The organism is Deinococcus indicus, assembly GCF_002198095.1.
GTDB classification, from domain to species: domain Bacteria; phylum Deinococcota; class Deinococci; order Deinococcales; family Deinococcaceae; genus Deinococcus; species Deinococcus caeni.
In genome coordinates this window covers 391,705-411,615 of sequence record NZ_NHMK01000009.1, presented here as the reverse complement: position 1 = coordinate 411,615, position 19,911 = coordinate 391,705, and the positions used below count along the sequence as shown (strand labels likewise).

Sequence of the window (19,911 nt, the reverse complement as noted above, 5' to 3'; positions counted from 1 at the left end):
CCTGACGATGTAAGGAAGTGTACACCCCTGCCGGGCCGTCCGGCACCAGACGTGAGAACACCACCCGCCAGACCTGCCAGGGGTGGTGTCATACGGATTCCGTTTGTTTCGCCAACAATCCGGAACTTCACCGGATTGCCGGCTCCACGTCCGGAACCCGTGTTGCTCCTTCTCGCATCCGCTCGGATTGAACGGGCTTTGCAGCCCATTCAATCGGAGTCCGTATCATCAGGGACGCATTGCCTACTCGGTCTGGACGGCCTCGCCCTGCGCGGTCTCGCCGGCAGCGGCCTGCGCGGCCAGCTGGGCTTGCCGTTCGGCGCGGGGGTTCACGCCGCTGAGCACGCGCTCGAAGGCGGCCACGACCGCGTCGATCTGCTCGCGGCTGATGGTGATGGGCGGCAGGAACCGCACGACCAGCGGGGTCGCCTGGAGGGCCAGGACGCCCTCGTCGTGTTCCAGCGCGTGGATGTACGGGGCGCTCTTTTCTTTCAGTTCCACGCCGATCATCAGGCCCAGGCCGCGCACCTCGCGGATCTTGGGGCTCTGGATGGCGCGCAGGCGTTCCATGAAGTACTCGCCCTTCTCGCGGGCCTGTTCGGCCATGCCCTCGCGTTTCATGGCGCGGATGGTCGCCACGCCCGCCGCCATGGCGATGGGGTTCCCGCCGAAGGTGCCGCCGTGCCCGCCGGCCGGCATGCGGTCGGCGACGTCCTGGGTCATGACGAACGCGCCGATGGGAATGCCGCCGCCCATGGCCTTGGCGAGCGTCATTCCGTCGGGCACGATGCCGTAATGCTCGGCGGCGAAGAACTTCCCGGTGCGGCAGAAGCCGGTCTGGATCTCGTCGAGAATCAGCAGCGCGCCCTTCTCCTGGGTGATGCGGCGGGCTTCCTGCATGAATTCCAGGCTGGCGGGACGCACGCCGCCCTCGCCCTGCACGGCCTCGAGGATCACGGCGGCCGTCTCCTCGGTGACGGCGGCGCGGAGTTCCTCGATGTTCCCGTACGTCACGAAGTCCACGTTGCGGTTGTCCACGGCGTCCCCGAAGGGTTCGCGGTACTTGGGTTCCCAGGTGAAGGCCAGCGCGCCCAGGCTGCGGCCCGAGAAGCCGCGTTTCATGCTGACGAAGCGCTTACGGCCCGTGCCGGTGATGGCGAATTTCTTGGCGGCCTCCATGGCCTCGGTGCCGCTGTTGCACAGGAACACGCGGTCCAGTCCGGCGGGTGTCACGCCGACCAGTTCGGTCAGGAACTCGGCGCGCTTGTCGTTGGGGAGGCTCTGCGGCATGACCATCAGGCGGTCCACCTGTTCCTTGACGGCGCGCACGACGTCCGGGTGGCTGTGGCCGACGTTCGCGACGCCGTACCCGGCCACGCAGTCGATGTACGAGCGGCCCGATTCGTCCCAGACGGTCGCGCCCAGGCCGCGGGTCATGACGACCTCGTGCTTGCCGACGACGCGGCTGTCGTACTTCAGTTCGGCTTCAAGCCACTTGCTCTGCGGGTGGGTGGGTGCTCCAGTCATGCTCTGTGTCCTCCGTGGTGTGCGCGCCCGGCCGGGGCGCGGTTGATGCGACAGTGTAGGCCCTGCGGGGCCGGGTGGTCTGTGGGTGTCCAGCCCACACGATCATGGCACATGACAGGAAAATGTACGAGTAAGCCTTTCATACGCCAGGACGGCCGGTCATGCCCGGAGGCGGTTCAGGCCCCCGGCTTCACGGCCCCCTGCACCGGCTTTGCGCGGGGCGGCAGGTTGATCAACCCCAGCCCGGCGAGGACCACGAGCACGCCCAGCACGGACAGTGCCCCTACCGGCTCTCCGGCCAGCGCGCCCCAGCCCAGGCCCCAGACGGGCAGGGCGTACGTGACGGCCGTGACCTGGGTGGGACTGACGCGCGCCAGCAGGCCGTAGTACAGCAGGTACGCCAGTCCGCTGCCGACCACGCCCAGGAAGGCCACGGCGCCCAGGGCCGTGACGGTCAGCGGCGCGGGTGCCGGGCCGATCAGCGCGACGGGCAGCAGGATGACGCTGCTGAGGCCCAGCTGCGTGGTCGCCAGACCCACCGGGTTCAGGCCGCCCAGGGTGCGTTTGGCGATGGTGGTGGCGACCGCGTACCCCAGGCTGGCGAGCAGCAGGATGACCACGCCGTGCAGCGTGGCGTGCCCGCCGCCCAGCCCGCCGGACACCGTGAGGGCCACGCCGCCCATGCCCAGCAGCACGCCACCCAGCGTCAGGCCACTCAGGCGGGTGTCGCGCAGGGTCAGGCCGATCAGCAGCGCGAACAGCGGCGTGGTGGCGTTGATGATCGCCGCGATGTTGGAGCTGACGGTCTGCTCGCCCCACGCGAAGAACGACCAGGGGATCACGTTGTTGAACAGCGCGACCAGCAGCAGCGGTTTCCACAGCCGCGCGGGCGGCAGGCTGTGACGACCCAGCCGCAGCGCGACCAGCAGCACCGCCGCGCCGAACACGGACCGCAGCAGCGCCACCCACACGGGCGGAAACACCTCGCCGCTCAGGCGGATCAGCAGGAACGACACGCCCCAGAACGCCGAGAGCAGGAACATGTCCAGCGCGTCGCGGCGGGTCACGCGCGGCTCCCAGGCAGCAACGGAGTGGCGAGGTGAGCGGGCAGCGCGGGCCAGCCGTCCTCCTGCGCGGCGCCGTCCGCCCAGTTCTCCTTGCCGCTCCAGCGTTCGATGCTCAGGGCGTAGACGGCCGTGCGGGCCAGATCGGCGTCCGTGATGGGGCGGGTGTGCGTGCCCACGCGCAGCCCCGGAAAGACCCGTTCGCTGAGGGTGGTCAGGGCCGCGCGGGCGTCCTCGCCGTGCAGGAGGCGGGCGGTGCCGAACACGATGACACTGCGGTACTGCACGCTCAGCTCCAGCGGGGAGTTGCTGGGCAGCAGCGCGCCGGTCTCGGTGACCTCGAAGGTCGCGGGGTGACCCTCTGCCTCGGCCTGTTCGGTGTTCGCGCGCAGGCGGCCCACGACGTTCGTGTGGTACACGAGGTCCCGCGCTTCGGGCCGGTACGCGAAGGCCAGCGGCGTCACGAAGGGCCACACCCGGCCGTCGCCGGAGCGGTACACGGTCGCCACGCGGCCCAGCGGCACGCGCAAGAGCAGGTCCTCGATCCAGGCGTCGTCGCGGCGGTTCTGCGGGCGGCGACTGACGCTGGGGTCGCGCTGCGCGGGGTCGTAGAAGCCGGTCACGGGTTCACCCCGTCCCGCAGCCCCTGACCAGACCAGCGGAATTCCATCTGCCGGGCCGTGCGTTCGGCCAGCGCGCGCGAGTGCAGCCGCTCCACGAGGTGCAGGGTCATGTCGATGCCCGCGCTGATGCCGCCCGACGTGACCACCGCGCCCGAGTCCACCCAGGCGACGTCCGGCACGACCGTCAACGCCGGGAACTGCGCCTGCAGGTCCACCTGATCCTCCCAGTGGGTGGTGGCGCGCCGCCCGTCCAGCAGGCCCTCCGAGGCGAGCAGGAACGCGCCGGTGCAGATGGAGGCCAGGACCTCCACCCGCGCTGATTGCGCCCGCACCCACTCACGCACACGCGGGTCGGCCAGTGGCGCGTCCATCACGCCACCGGGCACGATCAGCACGTCCAGCGGCGGGTGATCGTCCAGCGTGGCGTGCGGCAGCACCCGGAAGCCCCCGCGCCCGACCGCCGGGGCACCCGACGCGCCGATCAGGACCGGCTGGAAGGGCGCCGCCTCGCCGTCGCGCCCGGCCAGTCGCGTGGCGACACTCAGGACCTCGAAGGGGCCGCCCAGGTCGAGAACCTCGATGCCGTCGAAGATCAGGATACCGACGGTGCGGGTCATATCAACTCCGATTGAATGGTTTGCAAAACCAGCTCAATCCGAGCGGATGCGAGTGGGAGTACAGCGGCGTACGGGCGTGAAGTGAGCAACCCGGTGGTGTTCCGGGTTGTGAACGAAACAGACGGACGCCGCGTCATGCCTTCCCCCGACCCAGCGGGAGGCTGAAGTGGTGCGCGGTGACGTTCATCCCGGCGCGGTGGTACAGGCGGTGCGCCGCGTGGCGCGTCTCCCCCACCCCGGAGTCAAGGTGGAGTTCCGCGCAGTGCAGGTCGCGGGCGCGGCCTTCCAGCCAGTGCAGGAGCGCGCGGGCATGGCCGCGTCCACGGGCACCTTGGAGAGTGCTCAGGTCGTCCACGTACAGGGTGCGTCCGGCCCAGAGCAGGTGCATGACGCGGTACCCGGCGACGGCGGCGGCCTCCTCGCGGCCCGGCTCGAAGGCGCCGACCAAGGCGTAGCCCTCGGGTCCGGTGGTGTTCAGGAAGGCGCGCAGGGCGTCCGGCGTGGCCGTGTGCGGCGAGTCGGGCCGCAGCGCACGCAGGGCCGGGAGGGCCAAGTGCGCCTGCGCGGGCGGGATGGGGTGGATGTCGCGGGGCTCGGTCATGGGCGTTACACTACGGGGCATGGTGGCCCCCTCGATAGCTCCACTTTCCGCTGACCTGCGGGGGCCACTGCCGGCCCGGACGGACGAGCTGCCCTTCCCACTGGACCTGCGCCGCGACCACACCGAGGCGCTGCACGCGCAACTGGCCCGGCAGATTCGTGAGGCGGTCCTGTCGGGCCTGCTGCCGGGCGGCACGCCGCTGCCCGGCACCCGCACGCTGGCCCGGACGCTGGGGGTCACGCGCGGCGTCGTGGAGACGGCGTACGCAGAACTCCTCGCGGACGGCACCGCGCAATCCTTGGTGGGGCGCGGCACCCGCGTGCGCGACGAGACACCCGCGCCCGCCCCGGAGGTCCCGGTGGGCGCGTCGGGCGTTCCGGCGTGGCTGCCGGTCATGCCGCCACTGCCGGTGGACGGGCCGGGCGCGCGGCCGGGGCTGGACTTCCGGGTGGGCGTGACCGGGACCGCCACCCTGGACCGCCGCGCGTGGCGGCAGGCCTGGGCGGACGCGGCGCGCGAGGACGTCAGCGGCGACTACGCCGACCCGGCGGGCGAGCAGCGGCTGCGCGCAGCCCTGGCGGCGTTCGCGGGGCGGCAGCGCGGGCTGGGCGCGCAGGCCGAGGACGTGCTCGTGACGGGCGGGACGCTGCACGCCCTGAACCTGATCGTGCGGGCGCTGCTGCCGCCGGGGTCGCGGGTGCTGATGGAGAATCCGGGGTACCGCGCGGCGCGGCAGGTGCTGCTGGACGCCGGGCACGAGGTCGTTCCCGTGCCGGTGGACGCCGACGGCCTGATCGTGAACGTGGACACGCCCACCGCGCGGCTGGTGTACGTGACCCCCAGCCACCAGTTCCCGCTGGGGGGCCGCATGTGCCTGCCCCGGCGGCTGGCGTTGCTGGAGTGGGCGGCGCGGCACGACGCGCTGATCGTCGAGGACGACTACGACGGCGAGTTCCGCTATGGCGCGCCCCCGCTGCCACCACTCGCCGCGCTGGCGGCGCAGACGGGGGCGGGGGGCCGGGTGCTGTACCTGGGCACGCTGAGTAAGGTCCTGACTCCCTCGGTGCGGACGGGGTTCGTGGTGGCCGCCCCGCTGCTGCTCTCGCGGCTGGTGCGGGCGCGGACGCTGCTGGACTTCGGGCCGCCCGTGCAGGTTCAGGCGGCCCTGACGCACCTGCTGACCGGCGGGCACGTGGACCGGCACATCCGCCGCTCGCGCCGCTGGCACGCGCAGGTCCGCGCGGCGCTGACCGAATCTCTGAACGGCCTGGACGGACTGGCGCACCTGGGCGGCATCGAGGCGGGCCTGCACGTCTGCCTGCACCTCCACCCGGCGATCCCGGCGCGGGACGTGGCGGCGGCGCTGGCCGCGCAGGGCGTGCAGGTCACCACGCTGGACACCTACACGCTGGGCGAGGCCCCGAACGCGCTGCTGCTGGGGCACGGGGGCCTCAGCGCGGCGCAGGCGGCGGCGGGCGGACGGGTGATCGCGGGCGCCGTGCGAAGGTGTGCAACCCGCGCGGGACTCGCGCCGTACTCTGACGCATGAGCAAGTCCTTCACCCTGCCACTGCTGGCGGCGCTGCCCGCCCTGCTGGCCTCCTGCGGGAACGACCTGGACCGGTACTCCCGCACCACGTACGGCAGTTACGAGCAGTGCCTGATCGCCAACCGCGTCCTGATCGAGCGGGGCCTGAGCAACCCCTGCGTGTCCCGCAGCGGCGGCGGGTACTACGGCCCGTACGTGCGGGTCCTGAGCGGCACCACCCGCTACGTCGGCTATGACCGCCTGGGCAAGGTGTCCGGCACGGGCCTGACCTACGACAGCAAGCGCGGCTCGTACGGCAACTTCAAGGCGCCCGTCAGCCGGGGCGGCTTCATGTCCAGCAGCCGCTCGGGCAGCTTCGGCGGCTGAGCCCGCGTCGCTCGCCGACCTCGTCCCACCTGCACCTTGCCGCTCGCCGCCCACGGCGCGCGCCGGAGTCCCCATGTCCAGAGAATTCAAGTGGCCCCTGATGACCGCCTTCCTCCCCACGCTGACCACGTCCTGCACGGACCGGCCCGCGCAGCAGGTGAACCGGCCGGACGCGGCGGGCGTGGCCTCCCGGACGACCAGCCGCGCGGCCAGCACCGGCAGCGGGTCCGGCGGATGATCCGGCGCACCGTCACCCCCCGCCCGGACTGGGAGGCGCGGCTGCGCGAGGTGGGGTTCACGTGGTACGCGCCCACGCCGGAGCATCCGGTGCCGTACTGGAGCGAGGACGGGTACTACGCCTTCACGCCAGCGCAGATCGAGCACCTGCGCGCGGCCAGCCAGGAGCTGACGACCCTGGTGCTGGAGGCGACCGGACACGCCATCGAACGCGGGCGGCTGGCCGAACTGGGCATCCCCGCGTTCCTGCACAGCGCCGTGCGGGACTCCTGGGAGCGCGACGATCCCACGGTGTACATGCGCCTGGACCTCGCCTTCGATGGGCGCGGGGGCGTGAAGCTGCTGGAGGTGAACGCGCAGACGCCCACCAGTCTGCTGGAGGCGGCGGTCAGTCAGTGGCAGTGGCTCGAAGATCAGATCGCGCGGGGCGAGCTGCCCGCCGGGGCGACGCAGTGGAACACCATCCACGAGGGTCTGACCGAGCAGTGGGCGCACCTGAAGGCCGCGCGGGGCCTGACTGAGGTGGCCTTCAGCTCCGCCCGCGTGGACGAGGACGCCGCGACCGTCACGTACCTGCGCGAACTGGCCGGGGCGGCGGGCCTGCGCACGTCGTTCATCTTCACCGAGGACCTGGGCACCAGTCCCACCGAGGCGTACCTGCTGGACACCTGGAGTCTGCCGCTGCGGCAGTTGATGTGGCTGTGGCCGTTCGAGTTCGCGTGGGAATCCCGCGACTCGGCGTTCCTGGCGAGCACCGGCACGCGCTTCATCGAGCCGCTGTGGAAGGCCGTGACCGGCAGCAAGGGCCTGCTGGCGCTGCTGCACGAACTGAACCCCGGCCACCCGAACCTGCTGCCCGCGACCCTCACGCCCGGCGCGCTGGGGGCGGACGTGGTGCGCAAGCCGCTGTACTCCCGCGAGGGACAGAACGTGCAGCTGCCCGGCGAGGCCAGCACGCCCGGCGCGTACGCCGACCTGCCCGTGGTGGAACAGGCGTACACCGAGCTGCCCACCGCGCAGGCCCCGGACGGCCCGCGTTACCCGGTGCTGGGCGTGTGGGTGGCCGGGGACGAGGTGTGCGGCCTGGGCATCCGCGAGGGCCGCTCGCGCGTGACGGACAACCGCGCCACCTTCGCCCCGCACGTGGTGCTGCCCGCATGACCGCGCCCACGACCTTCCGGGAGAAACTCCACTCGTTCCTGGACCCCAGCGACGGCGCGGGGCCCGCCGAGCGGACGTTCAACGCGCTGCTCGTCACGCTGATCCTGCTCACCATCGCCGTGACCATCGCGGGCACGGTGCCCGAGGTGCAGCGCGAGTACGGCCGGGCCATCCGCATCTTCGACTACGTGTGCGCGTTCGTGTTCGGCCTGGAGTACCTGGGGCGGCTGTACGTCACGCCACTGCGGCCCGGATTCGACGGCAGCGCCCGGTCGTACCTGCGCTACGCCACGTCGCCACTCCCGCTGATCGACCTGCTGGTGCTCGTCTCGCTCATGGTGCCCGCCACGACCGCCATGGCCAGCCTGCGCGGCCTGCGCCTGCTCAAACTCCTGAGCCTGCTCAAACTGGGCCGCTACTCGGACTCGCTGCAACTCATCGGGCGGGTCATCTGCCAGCGGACCGGGGAACTGATCTCCACCGTGCTGATCGTGCTGGTGCTGGTGTTCATCGCCGCCAGCCTGCTGTATCAGGTCGAATCCAGTGCGGGTACGAAGGGCTTCGAGAGCATCCCGCAGGCGCTGTGGTGGGCGGTCGTGACCCTGACCACCACCGGGTACGGGGACGTGTACCCCGCCACGCCGCTGGGCAAGGCGGCGGCCGGGCTGATCATGCTGTTCGGGGTGGGCATGGTGGCCCTCCCGGCGGGCATGATCGCCAGCGGGTTCGCCGAGGAACTCGCGCGGCTGCGCCAGCAGGAGACGGTGGCCTGCTGCCCGCACTGCGGCAAGGCGCTGGAGTAACCGCGTGACGAAGGGGGGCGACGGCACAGGCGCGTCGCCCCCTTCCAGTCACTGTCTCAGCGGCGGCCCTTGACCAGCCAGGCGTGTTCCTCGATGCCGGCGGCCTGGTTGGCGGCGCGGGCCATGACGAACAGCAGGTCCGACAGGCGGTTCAGGTACACCTGCACGTGGGTGTTGGCGTCCTCCTCGTGCAGCAGGCGGATCACCTCGCGTTCGGCGCGGCGGGCGACGGTGCGGGCCACGTGCAGGCTGGCGGCGGCGGGCGTGCCGCCGGGGTGGACGAAGCCGGTGAAGGGCGGCGCGGCTTCCTGGTAGCGGTCGATCATGGCCTCGATGAACGCGGTGTCCTGTTCGTCCATGCGGGTGATCTTCTTCTCGTAAGGCGTGCCGCTGCGGGTGGCGAGGTCGGCGCCGACGTCGAACAGGGCGTTCTGGAGGTATTCCAGATCGGCGTCCAGTGCCGGGTCGGGTTTGTGGCTGCGGGTGTTGTGCGCGCGGGCCAGTCCGATGGCGCTGTTCAGTTCGTCGACGGTGCCGTACGCTTCCACGCGGATGTTCGCCTTGCTGACGCGGTCCGCGCCGTACAGGCCGGTGGTGCCGCCGTCGCCGGTCTTGGTGTAGAGCTTCATAGCCCACAGGGTAGTGGATGGTGAACGGTTGATGGTTGATGGAAGGTCCGGCGACCCTCTATCAACCATCAACCTTCAACTTTCTCCGGTTTTTACCGTCCGGTGGCTTCGGTCAGTTCCCTGAGGCTGCTGGCGACGTCGGGGCGCAGGTCGGCGGCGCGGTAACGCCAGGTCCAGTTGTGGTCGCCGGTCGTGCCGGGCAGGTTCATGCGGGCGTCGGTGCCGAGGTTCAGGAGGTCCTGGAGCGGCACGACGGCCAGCGCGGCGCGGCTCTCGAAGGCCATGCGGGTCAGCTGGGCGGCGAAGGTGTCCTCGGCGGGGTCGCTGCTGGTGTACACGCGGAAGTTGTGTTTTTCCTGTTCGCTGGCGTGCACCCACCAGCCGCGGGTGGTGTCGTTGTCGTGCGTGCCGGAGTACACGACCTGATTCTCGCGGAGGTTGTGCGGCAGGAAGTCGTTCACGCTGAAGTCGCCGCCGCCGAACGCGAACTGCAGGACGGCCATGCCGGGGAAGCCGAAGTCGTCGCGGAGTTTCTCGACGTCGGGGGTGATGACGCCCAGGTCCTCGGCGATGATGGGCAGGACGCCCAGCGCCTCGCGGACGGCCGTGAACATCTCGTGGCCCATGGCGGGCACCCACTGGCCGTGGATGGCGGTGTCGGCGGGGAACGGGATTTCCCAGCTGGCCGCGAATCCGCGGAAGTGGTCGATGCGGATCAGGTCGAACAGGTTCAGGCTGCCCCGGAAGCGTTCGATCCACCACTGGAAGCCGGTGTCCTGCATGGCCTGCCAGTTGTACAGCGGGTTGCCCCACAGCTGGCCGGTCTCGCTGAAGTAGTCCGGCGGGACGCCTGCCACGACGGTCGGCTGGCCCTGGTCGTCGAAGTAGAACTGGTCGCGGTTGGCCCAGACGTCGCTGGAGTCCATGGCGACGAAGATCGGGATGTCCCCGATGATCTGGATGCCCTTCTCGGCGGCGTAGCGGCGCAGCACGGTCCACTGGCGGAAGAACAGGAACTGGATGAACTTCACGCGTTCGGTGGTGCCGGTCAGCTGCTCGCGGGCGGCGGCCAGGGCGTCGGGGTGGCGGTCGCGGGTGGCCGGCTCCCAGGCGTTCCAGGGGAGGCCGCCGTGCGCGTCCTTGAGGGCCATGAACAGCGCGTAGTCGTCGAGCCACGCGGCTTCCTGCTGCTTGAAGGCCTCGAAGTCGGCTTTCAGGTGCTGGGCGCCGCCGAAGGCGTAGTGGGCGTAGGCGCGGCCCAGCATCTGGTTGCGCCAGACGTACTGCTGGCCGAAGTCGACCTTGTCGGGGTTGAAGTCCGGCAGGGCGTTGAAGTCGGTGTCCTGTAGCAGGCCGTGTTCGCGCAGGGCGGTCAGGTCGATCAGGTAGGGGTTTCCGGCGAAGGCGCTGAACGCCTGGTAGGGGCTGTCGCCGTAGCCGGTGGGGCCGAGCGGCATGACCTGCCAGTACTTCTGGCCGGCGCGGGAGAGCCAGTCCACAAAGGCGCGGGCGTGCGCGCCGAGTTCACCGATGCCGTAGGGGCCGGGGAGGCTGGTGGGGTGCAGCAGGACGCCGCTGGAGCGTGTGATGGTCATGCGGGAAAACCTCCTGGGCCGGGCCGCGCGGCGGCAGTGCCGGCAGAAGTGCAGCGGGAAAGCGGCGGGTCGTTCTTGAGGGGCTACGGGCTGACCGGACGGAACGCAATGGAAGTGATTCCAAGTTGACTGTCACCGATAGTAGCGTGTCTCACAGCTTCCGTCATCTTCCATGAGGAAACCCGCAGCGGGCCACCGGCCGCTTCCGCACCGTCCAGCAGGGGGCGGCCCGACCGCGCGCAGGCGTCCGTGCCGCCGGCCGTCACTTGGTGTGCAGGAAGTCCAGGATCGCGCGGGCCAGCGACTGCGCCAGCTGCTCGCGGTACGCACTGGTCGCCAGTTTCGGCCCCTCGGCCGGGTGCGTGCCGAAGCCCAGCTCGACCAAGATGGCGGGCGTGGTCGGGTTGCGGATCACGTAGAAGGCGTCGGTCCGCACGCCCCGGTTCACGGCGCCCGTCCCGGCCACCAGCCGCGACTGCACCTTCTGCGCCAGCTGGCGGCTGAAGGCGATCTTCGCCTGCGCCAGAATGTCGCCCAGCAGGTTCTGGGCGGTGCTGGCGGCCTTGCGGGTCAGTTCCTCGCCGAGGCTGCCTCCGCCGTTCTCGCGGACGGCGAGGCTGCGGTTGCTGCCGCCCAGCGGCTGCCCGAAGTAGAACGTCTCGATGCCCTGCGCGGACGCCCCGGCCGCGTTCACGTGAATGCTCACGAAGGCGCTGACCGTGCCGTTGTTCGCCATGCGGGCGCGGGCGTCCAGGTCCTGCGTCTTGTTGGCGCTCAGGTGCCGGTCCGAGTCGCGGGTCATGACGACCTCCACCCCGTGGCGCAGCAGTTCGGCGCGGGTGCGCAGGGCCACGTCCAGCGTCACGTCCTCCTCGGTCACCCAGCGGCTGACCATGCCGGGGTCGGTGCCGCCGTGACCGGGATCGAGTACCACGCGCGGCCGGGTGGGTGCCGAGGTGGCGGCCGGCCGGACGACCGTCGCCGGGCGGGCCGGCGCCGCAGCAGCAGCCGGACGGGCCGCCGCCGTGGTGGGCACGTCGATGACCAGCCGGGCCGGCTGGCCGCCGGAAGCGGGCAGGACACTGCTGCTGGCCCTGGAATGCCCGGCGGCCAGGGTGACGGTGACCGTTCCGCCGGACACGGCGTACGCGGTGACGCCCGGCGCGTTCAGCGGTCCCTGTTCGCTCTTCAGGGTCGCGCCCAGCTTCACGGTCACGGACTGCGCGGCGACTTTCGCCGTGCTGGTCACGGCGGCCTGGCCGGGCAGGTCGAACACCAGCCGGGTGTACCCGTCGTGCGTGCCCACGCGGGGCGCCGCGTGCGTCAGGCCGCCCAGCAGGGAGAGCAGGATCAGGGCCTTCCGGGGACCGGCCGACAGGAGAGATGGCAGCTTCACTGCGCGGAGTGTAGCGCCGCCACGCACCGCAGCGGATAGGAGTGCATGAGGCGGATGGCCCCTGTATGAGAAACCGGCGGGTCCGGCAGGAGGGCTGAAGCGAACCTGACGGCTCTCCTCACGCCGCTCAGTGCGCGGCCCGCTACGGTAAGCCGCATGAAGCGCTCCCCCTCCCCCACCCTGGCCCGCCTGCTGACCGGCGCGCTGACCGCCCTGACCCTCGCGGCGGGCGGCGCGCAGGCCGTCACGTTCGGCGGCCTGAACGTCACGCCGCGCGGCCCGCAGAACCTGAACCTGGAGACCGGCGCGACCGACCTGCCGCAGGGCGGCACCGCCACCGACAGTCGCGGCGTGAAACTCACGGCGGCCCGCATGCAGTTGCAGCCGGGGCAGCGGCTGAGCGCGCAGGACGCGACCATCACCACCAGGCAGGGCGGCACCCTGAAGGCCGCGCAGGTCACGTACGACCTGAAGGCCGGGACGGTCACCGCGACGGGCGGCGTCACGTACAACGACGCGCGTTTCACGGACCTCAGCGCGCCCAGCATGACCCTGAACGTGAAAAGCGGCTTCGTGACCGCGCGCGGCGGCGTGAAGGCCGCCAAGCCCGCCATGACCGGCGCCGCGCTGGCCTTCGATCCCAGCACCATGCAGGCCATGCTGGCCGGCCCGTACCGCGTGAACCAGGGCACCCTGCGCGCCGACACGGCCGCCCCCGCCGGGCGCCTGCTGCTGGTGTTCAGCGCCCGCTCGGTCGTCCGCGCCACCGAGGACCCCGACAGCAGCAACCGAAACCGCTTCGAACCGTACCTGAAGTAGGTTGATGGGTGAAAGTCGATGGTTGATGGAAGGAATGCCCCTCCATCAACCATCGACTTTCAACTGTTCACCTGCTCCTACGCGTTGGGTTTCAGGAGGTGGCCCAGGCAGTGGCCGTAACTGACACCCTGCTGCGCGTCGGTCACGAGGTCCTGCACGCTGAATTCCTGCAGCACGCCCAGCATGGCGTCGCGCATGCGGGTATAGATGGTGCTGCGGGCGTGGCAGCGGTCCTCCTCGGGGCAGTGCTCGTGCCAGTTGAGGCTGATGCACGACAGCGGCGCGACCGGCCCGTCGATGGCGCGCACGACCTCGCACAGGCTGATCAGCTGGGGCCGCCGCGCCAGCGCGTACCCCCCGCCGATGCCCTTCTTGCTCTTCACGACGCCCTTGGCGGTCAGGGCCGCCAGGATCCGCACCAGGTAGGGGCGGTGAACGCCGGTCGATTCGCTGATCTCCTCGCTGGACACCCAGCGGGCCGGGTCCTGGGTGCCCAGGAATCCCAGCGCCTGAAAGGCGTACACGTCGGTGGCTGAAAGCCGCATGGCAGGCAGTGTACCGCGCCGCGCCGCCCACACCGCCCCAGGGTATGGGGGAAGGGGCTATGGCTACAGGTTCAGGCCCGCATCACCCCTCCGCGCCGTACCGCTGCTGGAGGTACGCCAGCGCGACGGGGTCCACCTGACCGCCGGGCACCCAGCGTTCCTCTAGGTTCTCGGTGCCGAACAGCGCCCAGGCGGCCGCCTCGGTGTCGGCGTCCCAGGGTCCGGCGGGCAGGGCCGTCGCGTACCCCTGACGGACCAGCAGGGCACGCAGCCAGTCCAGCTGCTCCGGCATGAGGGGCCGCGTGCTCTCGGGGCGGGTGAACAGCAGGTCGTGGATGTCGAGCAGGCGGGCCAGTTCCGCGCAGGGGGCGGCGTGGTCGTCGGCGCGCAGGTTCACCCAGTCGTCCGTCAGGCCGCCGTAACCGCGCCCCGGTCCGGCGCACAGCAGCGCGGCCGACTGACGGCCCCGGCGGTCCCCGCCCGCCGCGTCCCCGGCGATCAGGGCGGCCAGCAGGCGGCGCGGCAGGGGCAGGTCCGGCCCGGCCTCCCAGGCGGCGCGCATGGCGGTCACGACGCCCGGCCCGGCCAGGATGTTGCCCTGGATGGCGACATCCGGCCCGGCGTACCCGCCCGCCCAGGCGTGGCAGTCGGGGCCGCTGAAGGTGGCACTGCCGCCACCGGCACTCACCAGTCCGAACTGCCGCTGCGCGATGCCGGGGTCGGTCGCCTGGAAGTGCGCGCTGACGGCCGGCGCGTCCAGGCCGCTGCCCAGCAGGCGCAGCCCTTCCGGGCCGAAGGTGGGGTTCACGTAACTCTGGGTGGCGACGGCGCCCACGCCGGCCTGCACGAACGGCACCAGCGCGCCCACCGCCAGGAACATGCTGGCGACGGCCACGCCCAGGTCGCCCGTGCGGGCGTCGCGGCCCACGATGGAAAAGGTCATGCGTGTCAGCGTACCGTCTGCGCGGGGGCGTCCGGTCAGGGTGCCCGGACGGGCCGGGGGGCAGATGCGGTAGCCTCGGACCCGATGAACTTCGCGCAGGCCGTCACCGACCGAACCCGCCGCCTGAACACCCGCCTGTGCGTGGGCCTGGACCCCCGCCTGGACGCGTACCGGGACGCCGCGCACCTGCGCGCCCACACCCTGGACGTGCTGGAGGCGACCGCGCCGTACGCCGCGTGCGTCAAGCCGCAACTGGCGTTCTACGAGGCGCTGGGCCTGGAAGGACTGCACATCCTGGAGGACGTGTGCGCCGCCGCCCGCACGCTGGGCCTGCCCGTGCTGCTGGACGCCAAACGCGGCGATATCGGCAGCACCGCGCAGGCGTACGCGCAGGGCTGGCTGACCGGCCGGCACGCGGGCGCGGCCCTGACCGTCAACCCCTTCCTGGGCTTCGAGACCCTGACGCCCTTCGTGGACACCGCCCGCGCCAGTGGCGGCGCGGTGTTCGTGCTCGTGAAGACCAGCAACCCCGGACAGGCGGACCTTCAGGGAAACGGCGTCAGCGAGCGCGTGGCCGACGAGATCACGCGCCTGAACGCCGCCGAGGACGGCGAGTACGCCAGCGTCGGCGCGGTCGTGGGCGCCACGCACCCGCAGGACCTCGCCGCGTTCCGCACCCGGATGCCGCGCGCGCTGCTGCTGCTGCCGGGCCTGGGCGCGCAGGGCGCCACGGCGGCGCAACTGGCCCCCGCCTTCGACGCGGGCGGCACCGGTGCGCTGGTCAGCGCCAGCCGGGGCGTGCAGTACGCGCGGGGGCTGGACGTACCGGCCAGCGTGCAGGCCGCCCGCACCTTCCGCGACGAGCTGAACGCCGCGCTGGCCTAGGCGGGCCGCGACCCGCCCGCCGCCAGCTACTCCACGGGCGGGTGCTTCTCGGCGGGTTGCAGGCTGAGCAGCAGCGCGGCCCCGATGACCAGGGCGGCGCCCAGCAGGGCCAGCGGCGCGGGGCGCTCGCCGAACAGCGCGGCGGCCAGCGCGGCGGCCACGACGGGTTCCAGGCTGGCGATCACGCTGGCGCGCGTGGCGTTCAGGCGGCGCAGGCCGGCGCTGTACACCAGGTACGCCAGGTACGTGCTGAAGAACGACAGGGCGATCAGGCTGCCCCAGGCGGGCGCGGTCTTGGCGCTGAACGTCACGAACGGCAGCAGGCACGCGGCGCCCACGGGCAGCGCGACGGCCAGCAGCGCGGGCGGCGCGTAGCGGTCGAAGAAGGCGCGGCCGTAGATGTAGTACAGCGAGTACGTGAATCCGGCGGTCAGGCCCAGGCCCAGCGCGGCCGGGCTGACGGTCACGCCCTGCCCGCCGCCCAGGCTGATCAGGCCGATGCCGCCCAGCGTGCCGCCGATGGCGAGGGCCTCGCGGCCCCCCAGGCGTTCGCGCCACGCGGCCCAGCCGATCAGTGCCACGAAGGCCGGCGCGGTGTACAGCAGCACGCTGGCGAGGCTCGCGCCGCCCGCCCGGACGGCCAGCTGGTAACTGCCGTAGAACACGCTGACGCCCGCCACGCCGAACGCGGCCGTGACGAGCAGGTCCCGGCCGCGTGGCAGGGGCGCGCGGATCACGGCCGCATGCAGCGCGTACAGGCCCCCGGCGAGTGCGGCGCGCCAGAACGCGACTTCCAGCGGGGCGATCCCGGCGGCCTGCGCCTGCTTGCCCAGGATGCCCAGCAGACCCCACAGGACGGCGGCAGTCAGGATCAGCAGCGGCGCGGGGACGCGGTTCATGACGACAGGCGGCGCCACACGAACACGGTGGCGATGACGGTGACCAGCAGGCCTGCGCCGCCCAGGGCGATCAGGGCGATGCTGACCCAGTCGCGCGTCTCGCCGACGGCGGCCAGCGTGTCGTTGGTGAAGGCCTGCGTGTCGCCGGCCGGCGCGAGGACGTCCACGGGGGTGGGGGCGTCGGCGCGGCCGGCCTGCAGGGCGTCCGGGCGGACGTCCTGGCTGGGGCGCAGCAGGCCGCTGGCGGACAGGGGCGTGTACACGCTGCTGGTCACCCAGTACCCGTACTTCCCGGCGGGCAGGTCGGTGTCGATGACCAGGCTGGTGCCGTCGACCCGGACGGTCGGGGCCGCCCGGACGGTCAGGCGGCCCAGCGTGTTCGCCTCGGTGAGGGTCGCGCCGACGCCCGTGACGCGCAGGTGGTACTGCCAGCCGCCCTGGCCGCGCACGCGCAGGCCGGTGTCGGCCAGGACCTGCTGGCCGCCCAGCGCGCCCTTCACGAAGATGTCGGTCACGCCGGCGCTGAATCCGCCCGGCGCGTTCCAGGGGTTGCCCATCTGGCCGAAGCTGACGGTGAAGCGCATGGTCTGGCCGGTGCTGTCGGCGGTGAAGGCGCGCAGGTCGAGCATCTCGGCGGTGATGGCCGGGCGGGTGGGCAGCACGTACCCGCCGTCGCCGCGCGCGTCACCGGCCGGGTCGGTCACGGTGATCTGGGCGGCCAGCAGCGGAATGGAAAGCATGGGCAACAGCACGCACGGCAGTATAGGCGGCGTTGCGGGCGCCGCGTGGACGCCGCGTGCGCCGGCAGCGGGCGCGGGCCTCCGACCGCCTACAACCGCACGAGGTCGTCGCGGTGGACGGCTTCCGGGCCGTACGTGAAGCCCAGCAGGCCCTCGATCTCGCGGGAGTGGTGCCCAGCGATGCGGGTCAGGTCGGCCGCGTCGTAGCGGGTCAGGCCGCGCGCGATCTCGTGGCCGCCGGGGTCGATCAGGCGGATGGTGTGCCCCCGGCGGAAGCTACCCTCGACCTGCGTGATCCCGGCGGGCAGCAGGCTCCCGCCGCGCTCGCGGACAGCGCTGGCAGCCCCGGCGTCCAGCAGGACGCGCCCAGCGGCGATCTCGGCCAGGATCCAGCGTTTACGGGCTTCCAGGCGGGTTCCGGCAGCCAGGAAGCGCGTGCCGAGGGCCTCGCCGCCCACGATGCGGACCAGGGCGTCCGGGGCGTCGCCGGGCGCGATCACGACGGGCGTGCCGGCGCGCGTGGCGATCTCGGCCGCCTGGATCTTGGTGTGCATGCCGCCCGTACCCCGGTGCGACCCGGCGCCGCCGGCACGCGCCCAGACATCCGGCGTGACGCGCTCCACGACCGGGATCAGGGTCGCGGACGGGTCGCTGCGCGGGTCGGCGGTGTACAGGCCGGGCGCGTCGGTCAGGATGACCAGCAGGTCCGCCTCGGTCAGGTTCGCCACGAACGCCGAGAGGGTGTCGTTGTCGCCGACCTTGATCTGTTCGAGTGCCACGGCGTCGTTCTCGTTGATGATCGGCATGACACCCCGCGCCAGGCAGGCGTCCAGGGTGGTGCGGGCGTTCAGGTAGCGGGTGCGGTCCCGGAAGTCGTCGGCGGTCAGTAGGACCTGCGCGACCGGCAGGCCGTACAGGTCCGCCAGTTGCGCGTACGTGTGCATGAGGCGGCCCTGCCCGACGGCGGCCAGCAGTTGCTTCTCGGCCAGGGTGCGGTCGCGTGGCGGGAAGCCCAGCGCCTCCCAGCCGGCCAGGACGGCGCCGCTGGTGACCAGGACCGCCTCGTGTCCGGCGGCGCGCACGGCGGCCAGGCCGCGCATCAGGTCCACCAGTCGGGGGCGGTGCAGGCGGTCGGTACCGCCGGTCAGGACGCTGGTGCCGAGTTTCAGGACGACGCGCATATCCGCGCAGGATACGCGCCGGGCCGCCCGCCACGCGCCGCGCACGCACAGACAGGGCCGGGCGGACCGTCAGGTTCCGGTCAGAGTGGAGGCGCTATCACGGGTGAAGTGTTCAGGTTTCACTTTCCGTTTCCGGGGTCCAGGGGCCGCGCCCTGAAACCCACGCTGCTGCCCAGACTCCTGCCGGCGCTGCTGGTGAGCGGGGTGGCGCAGGCCGCCGCGCCCGACCCGCTGGGGCCGCTGGAGGGCGTGCGGCAGTTCATGGCGACCTTCACGCCCGACCCGGCCGAGCGGTCCCTGCTGGCCTACGCCCGCCGCGAACAGCTGGACTGGACGGCCACGCAGAACCTGTTCGCGTCGCAGCTGCACGACGCCCCGAACCACTACCTGGAATGGCGGGGACACAGCGCCCTCGGGGTGGCCGGGCCGACCTTCACGGTCGTGCGGGCCGCGACGTTCCTGCGCGCCGGACAGGCGCTGCTGGTCCTGACCCGCGAGTGGTGCGCGGCCGGACGCTGCGAATCGCGCACGACCTTCGCGTGGCAGGGGCCGGGCGGCTGGAAGTCCGCGCCGGAACCCAGCGTCATTCCGCTGATCCGGGACGCCGACTTCGCCGTGGGCACCCTCCCGGCCTGCCTGCGGGGCGTGACGCTGGGCGTGCAGTACGTCCCGGCGCGTCAGGGAACGTCGCTGCACGCGCTGCCGCTCGTGCCGGCCACCGCGCAGCAGCGGTGCGAGTCGGCCGGCGTGAACGTGACGACCGCCACGCGCGCCCTGCGCCTGAACTGGACTCCCGGCGTCGGGAAGTTCCGCCGCTAGGCACGCAGAACGCCGCGCGACTCTCCCTGGGGGTGGTCGCGCGGCGTCCCGTGCAGGTGCGGATCAGCTGTCGGTGGCGGCCAGGCGGTCCACGACGGCGCGCAGGACCAGTTCGAACTCGCTCTGGAAGGTCCACTGGGCGTCCTGCATGGGTTCCCCGGTGTTGGGGTCCAGGCCGGGCAGGGACTCGCTGAACTGCTGCCAGCCGATTGCGACCGCGTACAGGTGCCGCAGGATGCGCAGCGTGGTGGGCTGGCTGTACGGCATGTGCTCGACCAGCCGGCCCAGCTGGGCGTCCAGGTCGCGGCGGAATTCGGTGGCGAGTTCCGGGCGGACGTTGCGTTCCAGCACGGTGCCCAGCAGCACCAGCAGGCGGCGCAGGGGCGTCAGGGTCTCGCTGGAGTCCAGCAGGGCGTCGCTGACCTCGGTGGGCGTGCGGGGCTGGCGTTCCCGCAGCAGTTCGGCCGTGCGGGTGATCCAGGCGTGCAGGTGCTCGCTGAGCAGCGCCAGGAACAGTTCTTCTTTCGTGTCGAAGTACAGGTACAGGGTGCCCTTGGCCAGTCTGGCCTCGCGGGCCACCTGGTTCATGCTCAGGTCGGCGTAGGTCGTGGTGGTCCAGAGGCGTTCGGCGGCGCGGAGGATGTCGTCGCGGCGGCGGTTCTTTTCTTCAGCGCTGCGGGCGCGGGCAGGGCGGGGCGTGTCGGTGACCATCTGTTCAGAAGATAGGGGTGCGCGGCCCGCGCCGCTGTGAAGGTCTTCACGTATCCCCCCCCAGGGGATCAGGACCAGCACACGTGAAACCAGTTCACGTCGAACGGCGCGGCCCGCAGGCAAGCACGTCCACGCGCACCGCCGCCCGCCCCGGCCGAACTCGGTATGCTGTGCCGGAACGCGCCGGCCCCGCCGCCAGGGG

General features: G+C 72.0%; 22 protein-coding genes. 8 read left to right on the top strand and 14 right to left on the bottom strand.

Annotated features, from left to right (window positions below; genetic code table 11):
• Nucleotides 1–243: 243 nt before the first annotated feature.
• From CBQ26_RS04505 to CBQ26_RS04485, 5 genes are all read right to left on the bottom strand, one after another.
• A complete protein-coding gene (locus CBQ26_RS04505) occupies nt 244–1,527 on the bottom strand; it encodes an acetylornithine/succinylornithine family transaminase (RefSeq protein WP_088247362.1) in 1,284 nt (427 codons plus the stop codon).
• Nucleotides 1,528–1,703: 176 nt separating this feature from the next.
• Nucleotides 1,704–2,594 (bottom strand): DMT family transporter, encoded by an 891-nt coding sequence (locus tag CBQ26_RS04500; RefSeq protein WP_088247361.1) that lies wholly within the window; start codon nt 2,592–2,594, stop codon nt 1,704–1,706.
• On the bottom strand, nt 2,591–3,214 hold the full coding sequence (locus tag CBQ26_RS04495; protein ID WP_088247360.1) for a pyridoxamine 5'-phosphate oxidase family protein: 624 nt from the start codon (nt 3,212–3,214) through the stop codon (nt 2,591–2,593). The genes CBQ26_RS04500 and CBQ26_RS04495 overlap by 4 nt, the downstream gene beginning before the upstream one ends.
• The gene (locus CBQ26_RS04490) at nt 3,211–3,831 is read right to left on the bottom strand and encodes a DJ-1/PfpI family protein (RefSeq protein WP_088247359.1); all 621 of its coding nucleotides are present in this window, start codon (nt 3,829–3,831) and stop codon (nt 3,211–3,213) included. The genes CBQ26_RS04495 and CBQ26_RS04490 overlap by 4 nt, the downstream gene beginning before the upstream one ends.
• Nucleotides 3,832–3,964: 133 nt before the next feature.
• Nucleotides 3,965–4,453, bottom strand: a complete 489-nt coding sequence (locus CBQ26_RS04485) for a GNAT family N-acetyltransferase (RefSeq protein WP_229844238.1) — start codon at nt 4,451–4,453, stop codon at nt 3,965–3,967.
• On the opposite strand from CBQ26_RS04485, the gene pdxR reads away from it, so the two are divergent.
• The 5 genes from pdxR (at nt 4,452) to CBQ26_RS04465 (ending at nt 8,547) form a co-directional block, all read left to right on the top strand.
• Nucleotides 4,452–5,981, top strand: a complete 1,530-nt coding sequence (gene pdxR / locus CBQ26_RS04480) for a MocR-like pyridoxine biosynthesis transcription factor PdxR (RefSeq protein ID WP_088247357.1) — start codon at nt 4,452–4,454, stop codon at nt 5,979–5,981. The two genes, CBQ26_RS04485 and pdxR, sit on opposite strands and share 2 nt — an antisense overlap.
• Nucleotides 5,978–6,346 (top strand): hypothetical protein, encoded by a 369-nt coding sequence (locus tag CBQ26_RS04475; protein ID WP_088247356.1) that lies wholly within the window; start codon nt 5,978–5,980, stop codon nt 6,344–6,346. The genes pdxR and CBQ26_RS04475 overlap by 4 nt, the downstream gene beginning before the upstream one ends.
• 73 nt (nt 6,347–6,419) lie before the next feature.
• Entirely contained in the window at nt 6,420–6,584 is a 165-nt protein-coding gene (locus CBQ26_RS21730; protein WP_172417913.1) for a hypothetical protein, read from the top strand.
• Complete coding sequence (locus CBQ26_RS04470) at nt 6,581–7,744, top strand: glutathionylspermidine synthase family protein (RefSeq protein WP_088247355.1); 1,164 nt, start codon at nt 6,581–6,583, stop codon at nt 7,742–7,744. The genes CBQ26_RS21730 and CBQ26_RS04470 overlap by 4 nt, the downstream gene beginning before the upstream one ends.
• Nucleotides 7,741–8,547 carry an ion transporter gene (locus CBQ26_RS04465; protein ID WP_088247354.1) on the top strand — a complete coding sequence of 269 codons (807 nt, stop codon included), beginning with the start codon at nt 7,741–7,743 and terminating at the stop codon, nt 8,545–8,547. Before CBQ26_RS04470 ends, CBQ26_RS04465 begins: the two co-directional genes overlap by 4 nt.
• 56 nt (nt 8,548–8,603) lie before the next feature.
• Here the strand turns inward: CBQ26_RS04465 and CBQ26_RS04460 are convergent, their stop codons facing one another.
• From CBQ26_RS04460 to CBQ26_RS04450, 3 genes are all read right to left on the bottom strand, one after another.
• Nucleotides 8,604–9,176: a cob(I)yrinic acid a,c-diamide adenosyltransferase gene (locus CBQ26_RS04460; protein WP_088247353.1), complete on the bottom strand. Its 573-nt coding sequence runs from the start codon at nt 9,174–9,176 to the stop codon at nt 8,604–8,606.
• 92 nt (nt 9,177–9,268) lie between these two features.
• Entirely contained in the window at nt 9,269–10,771 is a 1,503-nt protein-coding gene (gene malQ / locus CBQ26_RS04455; protein WP_088247352.1) for a 4-alpha-glucanotransferase, read from the bottom strand.
• A 262-nt stretch (nt 10,772–11,033) separates the two neighbouring features.
• Nucleotides 11,034–12,167, bottom strand: a complete 1,134-nt coding sequence (locus tag CBQ26_RS04450) for an N-acetylmuramoyl-L-alanine amidase family protein (protein WP_229844239.1) — start codon at nt 12,165–12,167, stop codon at nt 11,034–11,036.
• A gap of 156 nt (nt 12,168–12,323) precedes the next feature.
• On the opposite strand from CBQ26_RS04450, the gene CBQ26_RS04445 reads away from it, so the two are divergent.
• A complete protein-coding gene (locus tag CBQ26_RS04445; RefSeq protein ID WP_088247351.1) occupies nt 12,324–12,986 on the top strand; it encodes a hypothetical protein in 663 nt (220 codons plus the stop codon).
• Between the two features lie 77 nt (nt 12,987–13,063).
• Here CBQ26_RS04445 and CBQ26_RS04440 read toward each other — a convergent pair whose 3' ends face one another.
• Both CBQ26_RS04440 and CBQ26_RS04435 read right to left on the bottom strand, forming a co-directional pair.
• On the bottom strand, nt 13,064–13,531 hold the full coding sequence (locus tag CBQ26_RS04440; RefSeq protein WP_088247350.1) for an Rrf2 family transcriptional regulator: 468 nt from the start codon (nt 13,529–13,531) through the stop codon (nt 13,064–13,066).
• An 82-nt stretch (nt 13,532–13,613) separates the two neighbouring features.
• A complete protein-coding gene (locus CBQ26_RS04435; protein WP_088247349.1) occupies nt 13,614–14,474 on the bottom strand; it encodes a DUF1028 domain-containing protein in 861 nt (286 codons plus the stop codon).
• Nucleotides 14,475–14,558: 84 nt separating this feature from the next.
• Between CBQ26_RS04435 and pyrF the strand changes: the two genes are divergently transcribed.
• Complete coding sequence (gene pyrF, locus CBQ26_RS04430; RefSeq protein ID WP_088247348.1) at nt 14,559–15,359, top strand: orotidine-5'-phosphate decarboxylase; 801 nt, start codon at nt 14,559–14,561, stop codon at nt 15,357–15,359.
• Nucleotides 15,360–15,385: 26 nt separating this feature from the next.
• Here the strand turns inward: pyrF and CBQ26_RS04425 are convergent, their stop codons facing one another.
• From CBQ26_RS04425 to proB, 3 genes are all read right to left on the bottom strand, one after another.
• The gene (locus tag CBQ26_RS04425) at nt 15,386–16,258 is read right to left on the bottom strand and encodes a DMT family transporter (RefSeq protein ID WP_088247896.1); all 873 of its coding nucleotides are present in this window, start codon (nt 16,256–16,258) and stop codon (nt 15,386–15,388) included.
• On the bottom strand, nt 16,255–17,010 hold the full coding sequence (locus CBQ26_RS04420; protein ID WP_229844241.1) for a glucodextranase DOMON-like domain-containing protein: 756 nt from the start codon (nt 17,008–17,010) through the stop codon (nt 16,255–16,257). Before CBQ26_RS04420 ends, CBQ26_RS04425 begins: the two co-directional genes overlap by 4 nt.
• Nucleotides 17,011–17,087: 77 nt before the next feature.
• Nucleotides 17,088–18,179 carry a glutamate 5-kinase gene (gene proB / locus CBQ26_RS04415; protein ID WP_088247347.1) on the bottom strand — a complete coding sequence of 364 codons (1,092 nt, stop codon included), beginning with the start codon at nt 18,177–18,179 and terminating at the stop codon, nt 17,088–17,090.
• Nucleotides 18,180–18,287: 108 nt separating this feature from the next.
• Here proB and CBQ26_RS04410 point away from each other — a divergent pair, with 108 nt between their 5' ends.
• A complete protein-coding gene (locus CBQ26_RS04410; RefSeq protein ID WP_088247346.1) occupies nt 18,288–18,998 on the top strand; it encodes a hypothetical protein in 711 nt (236 codons plus the stop codon).
• Between the two features lie 63 nt (nt 18,999–19,061).
• Here CBQ26_RS04410 and CBQ26_RS04405 read toward each other — a convergent pair whose 3' ends face one another.
• Nucleotides 19,062–19,709, bottom strand: coding sequence for a TetR/AcrR family transcriptional regulator (locus tag CBQ26_RS04405; protein WP_088247345.1), 648 nt, complete (start codon nt 19,707–19,709; stop codon nt 19,062–19,064).
• Between the last annotated feature and the right edge of the window lie 202 nt (nt 19,710–19,911).

Excerpts from the sequence above, each read along its gene's own strand:
- CBQ26_RS04460 (WP_088247353.1), bottom strand. The coding sequence starts at position 9,176 with ATGAAGCTCTACACCAAGACCGGCGACGGCGGCACCACCGGCCTGTAC.
- malQ (WP_088247352.1), bottom strand. The coding sequence starts at position 10,771 with ATGACCATCACACGCTCCAGCGGCGTCCTGCTGCACCCCACCAGCCTC.
- CBQ26_RS04465 (WP_088247354.1), top strand. The coding sequence starts at position 7,741 with ATGACCGCGCCCACGACCTTCCGGGAGAAACTCCACTCGTTCCTGGAC.
- CBQ26_RS04490 (WP_088247359.1), bottom strand. The coding sequence starts at position 3,831 with ATGACCCGCACCGTCGGTATCCTGATCTTCGACGGCATCGAGGTTCTC.
- CBQ26_RS04405 (WP_088247345.1), bottom strand. The coding sequence starts at position 19,709 with ATGGTCACCGACACGCCCCGCCCTGCCCGCGCCCGCAGCGCTGAAGAA.
- CBQ26_RS04445 (WP_088247351.1), top strand. The coding sequence starts at position 12,324 with ATGAAGCGCTCCCCCTCCCCCACCCTGGCCCGCCTGCTGACCGGCGCG.
- CBQ26_RS04425 (WP_088247896.1), bottom strand. The coding sequence starts at position 16,258 with ATGAACCGCGTCCCCGCGCCGCTGCTGATCCTGACTGCCGCCGTCCTG.
- pdxR (WP_088247357.1), top strand. The coding sequence starts at position 4,452 with ATGGTGGCCCCCTCGATAGCTCCACTTTCCGCTGACCTGCGGGGGCCA.
- CBQ26_RS04470 (WP_088247355.1), top strand. The coding sequence starts at position 6,581 with ATGATCCGGCGCACCGTCACCCCCCGCCCGGACTGGGAGGCGCGGCTG.
- CBQ26_RS04435 (WP_088247349.1), bottom strand. The coding sequence starts at position 14,474 with ATGACCTTTTCCATCGTGGGCCGCGACGCCCGCACGGGCGACCTGGGC.
- CBQ26_RS04485 (WP_229844238.1), bottom strand. The coding sequence starts at position 4,453 with ATGCCCCGTAGTGTAACGCCCATGACCGAGCCCCGCGACATCCACCCC.
- proB (WP_088247347.1), bottom strand. The coding sequence starts at position 18,179 with ATGCGCGTCGTCCTGAAACTCGGCACCAGCGTCCTGACCGGCGGTACC.
- CBQ26_RS04475 (WP_088247356.1), top strand. The coding sequence starts at position 5,978 with ATGAGCAAGTCCTTCACCCTGCCACTGCTGGCGGCGCTGCCCGCCCTG.
- CBQ26_RS21730 (WP_172417913.1), top strand. The coding sequence starts at position 6,420 with ATGTCCAGAGAATTCAAGTGGCCCCTGATGACCGCCTTCCTCCCCACG.
- CBQ26_RS04505 (WP_088247362.1), bottom strand. The coding sequence starts at position 1,527 with ATGACTGGAGCACCCACCCACCCGCAGAGCAAGTGGCTTGAAGCCGAA.
- pyrF (WP_088247348.1), top strand. The coding sequence starts at position 14,559 with ATGAACTTCGCGCAGGCCGTCACCGACCGAACCCGCCGCCTGAACACC.
- CBQ26_RS04440 (WP_088247350.1), bottom strand. The coding sequence starts at position 13,531 with ATGCGGCTTTCAGCCACCGACGTGTACGCCTTTCAGGCGCTGGGATTC.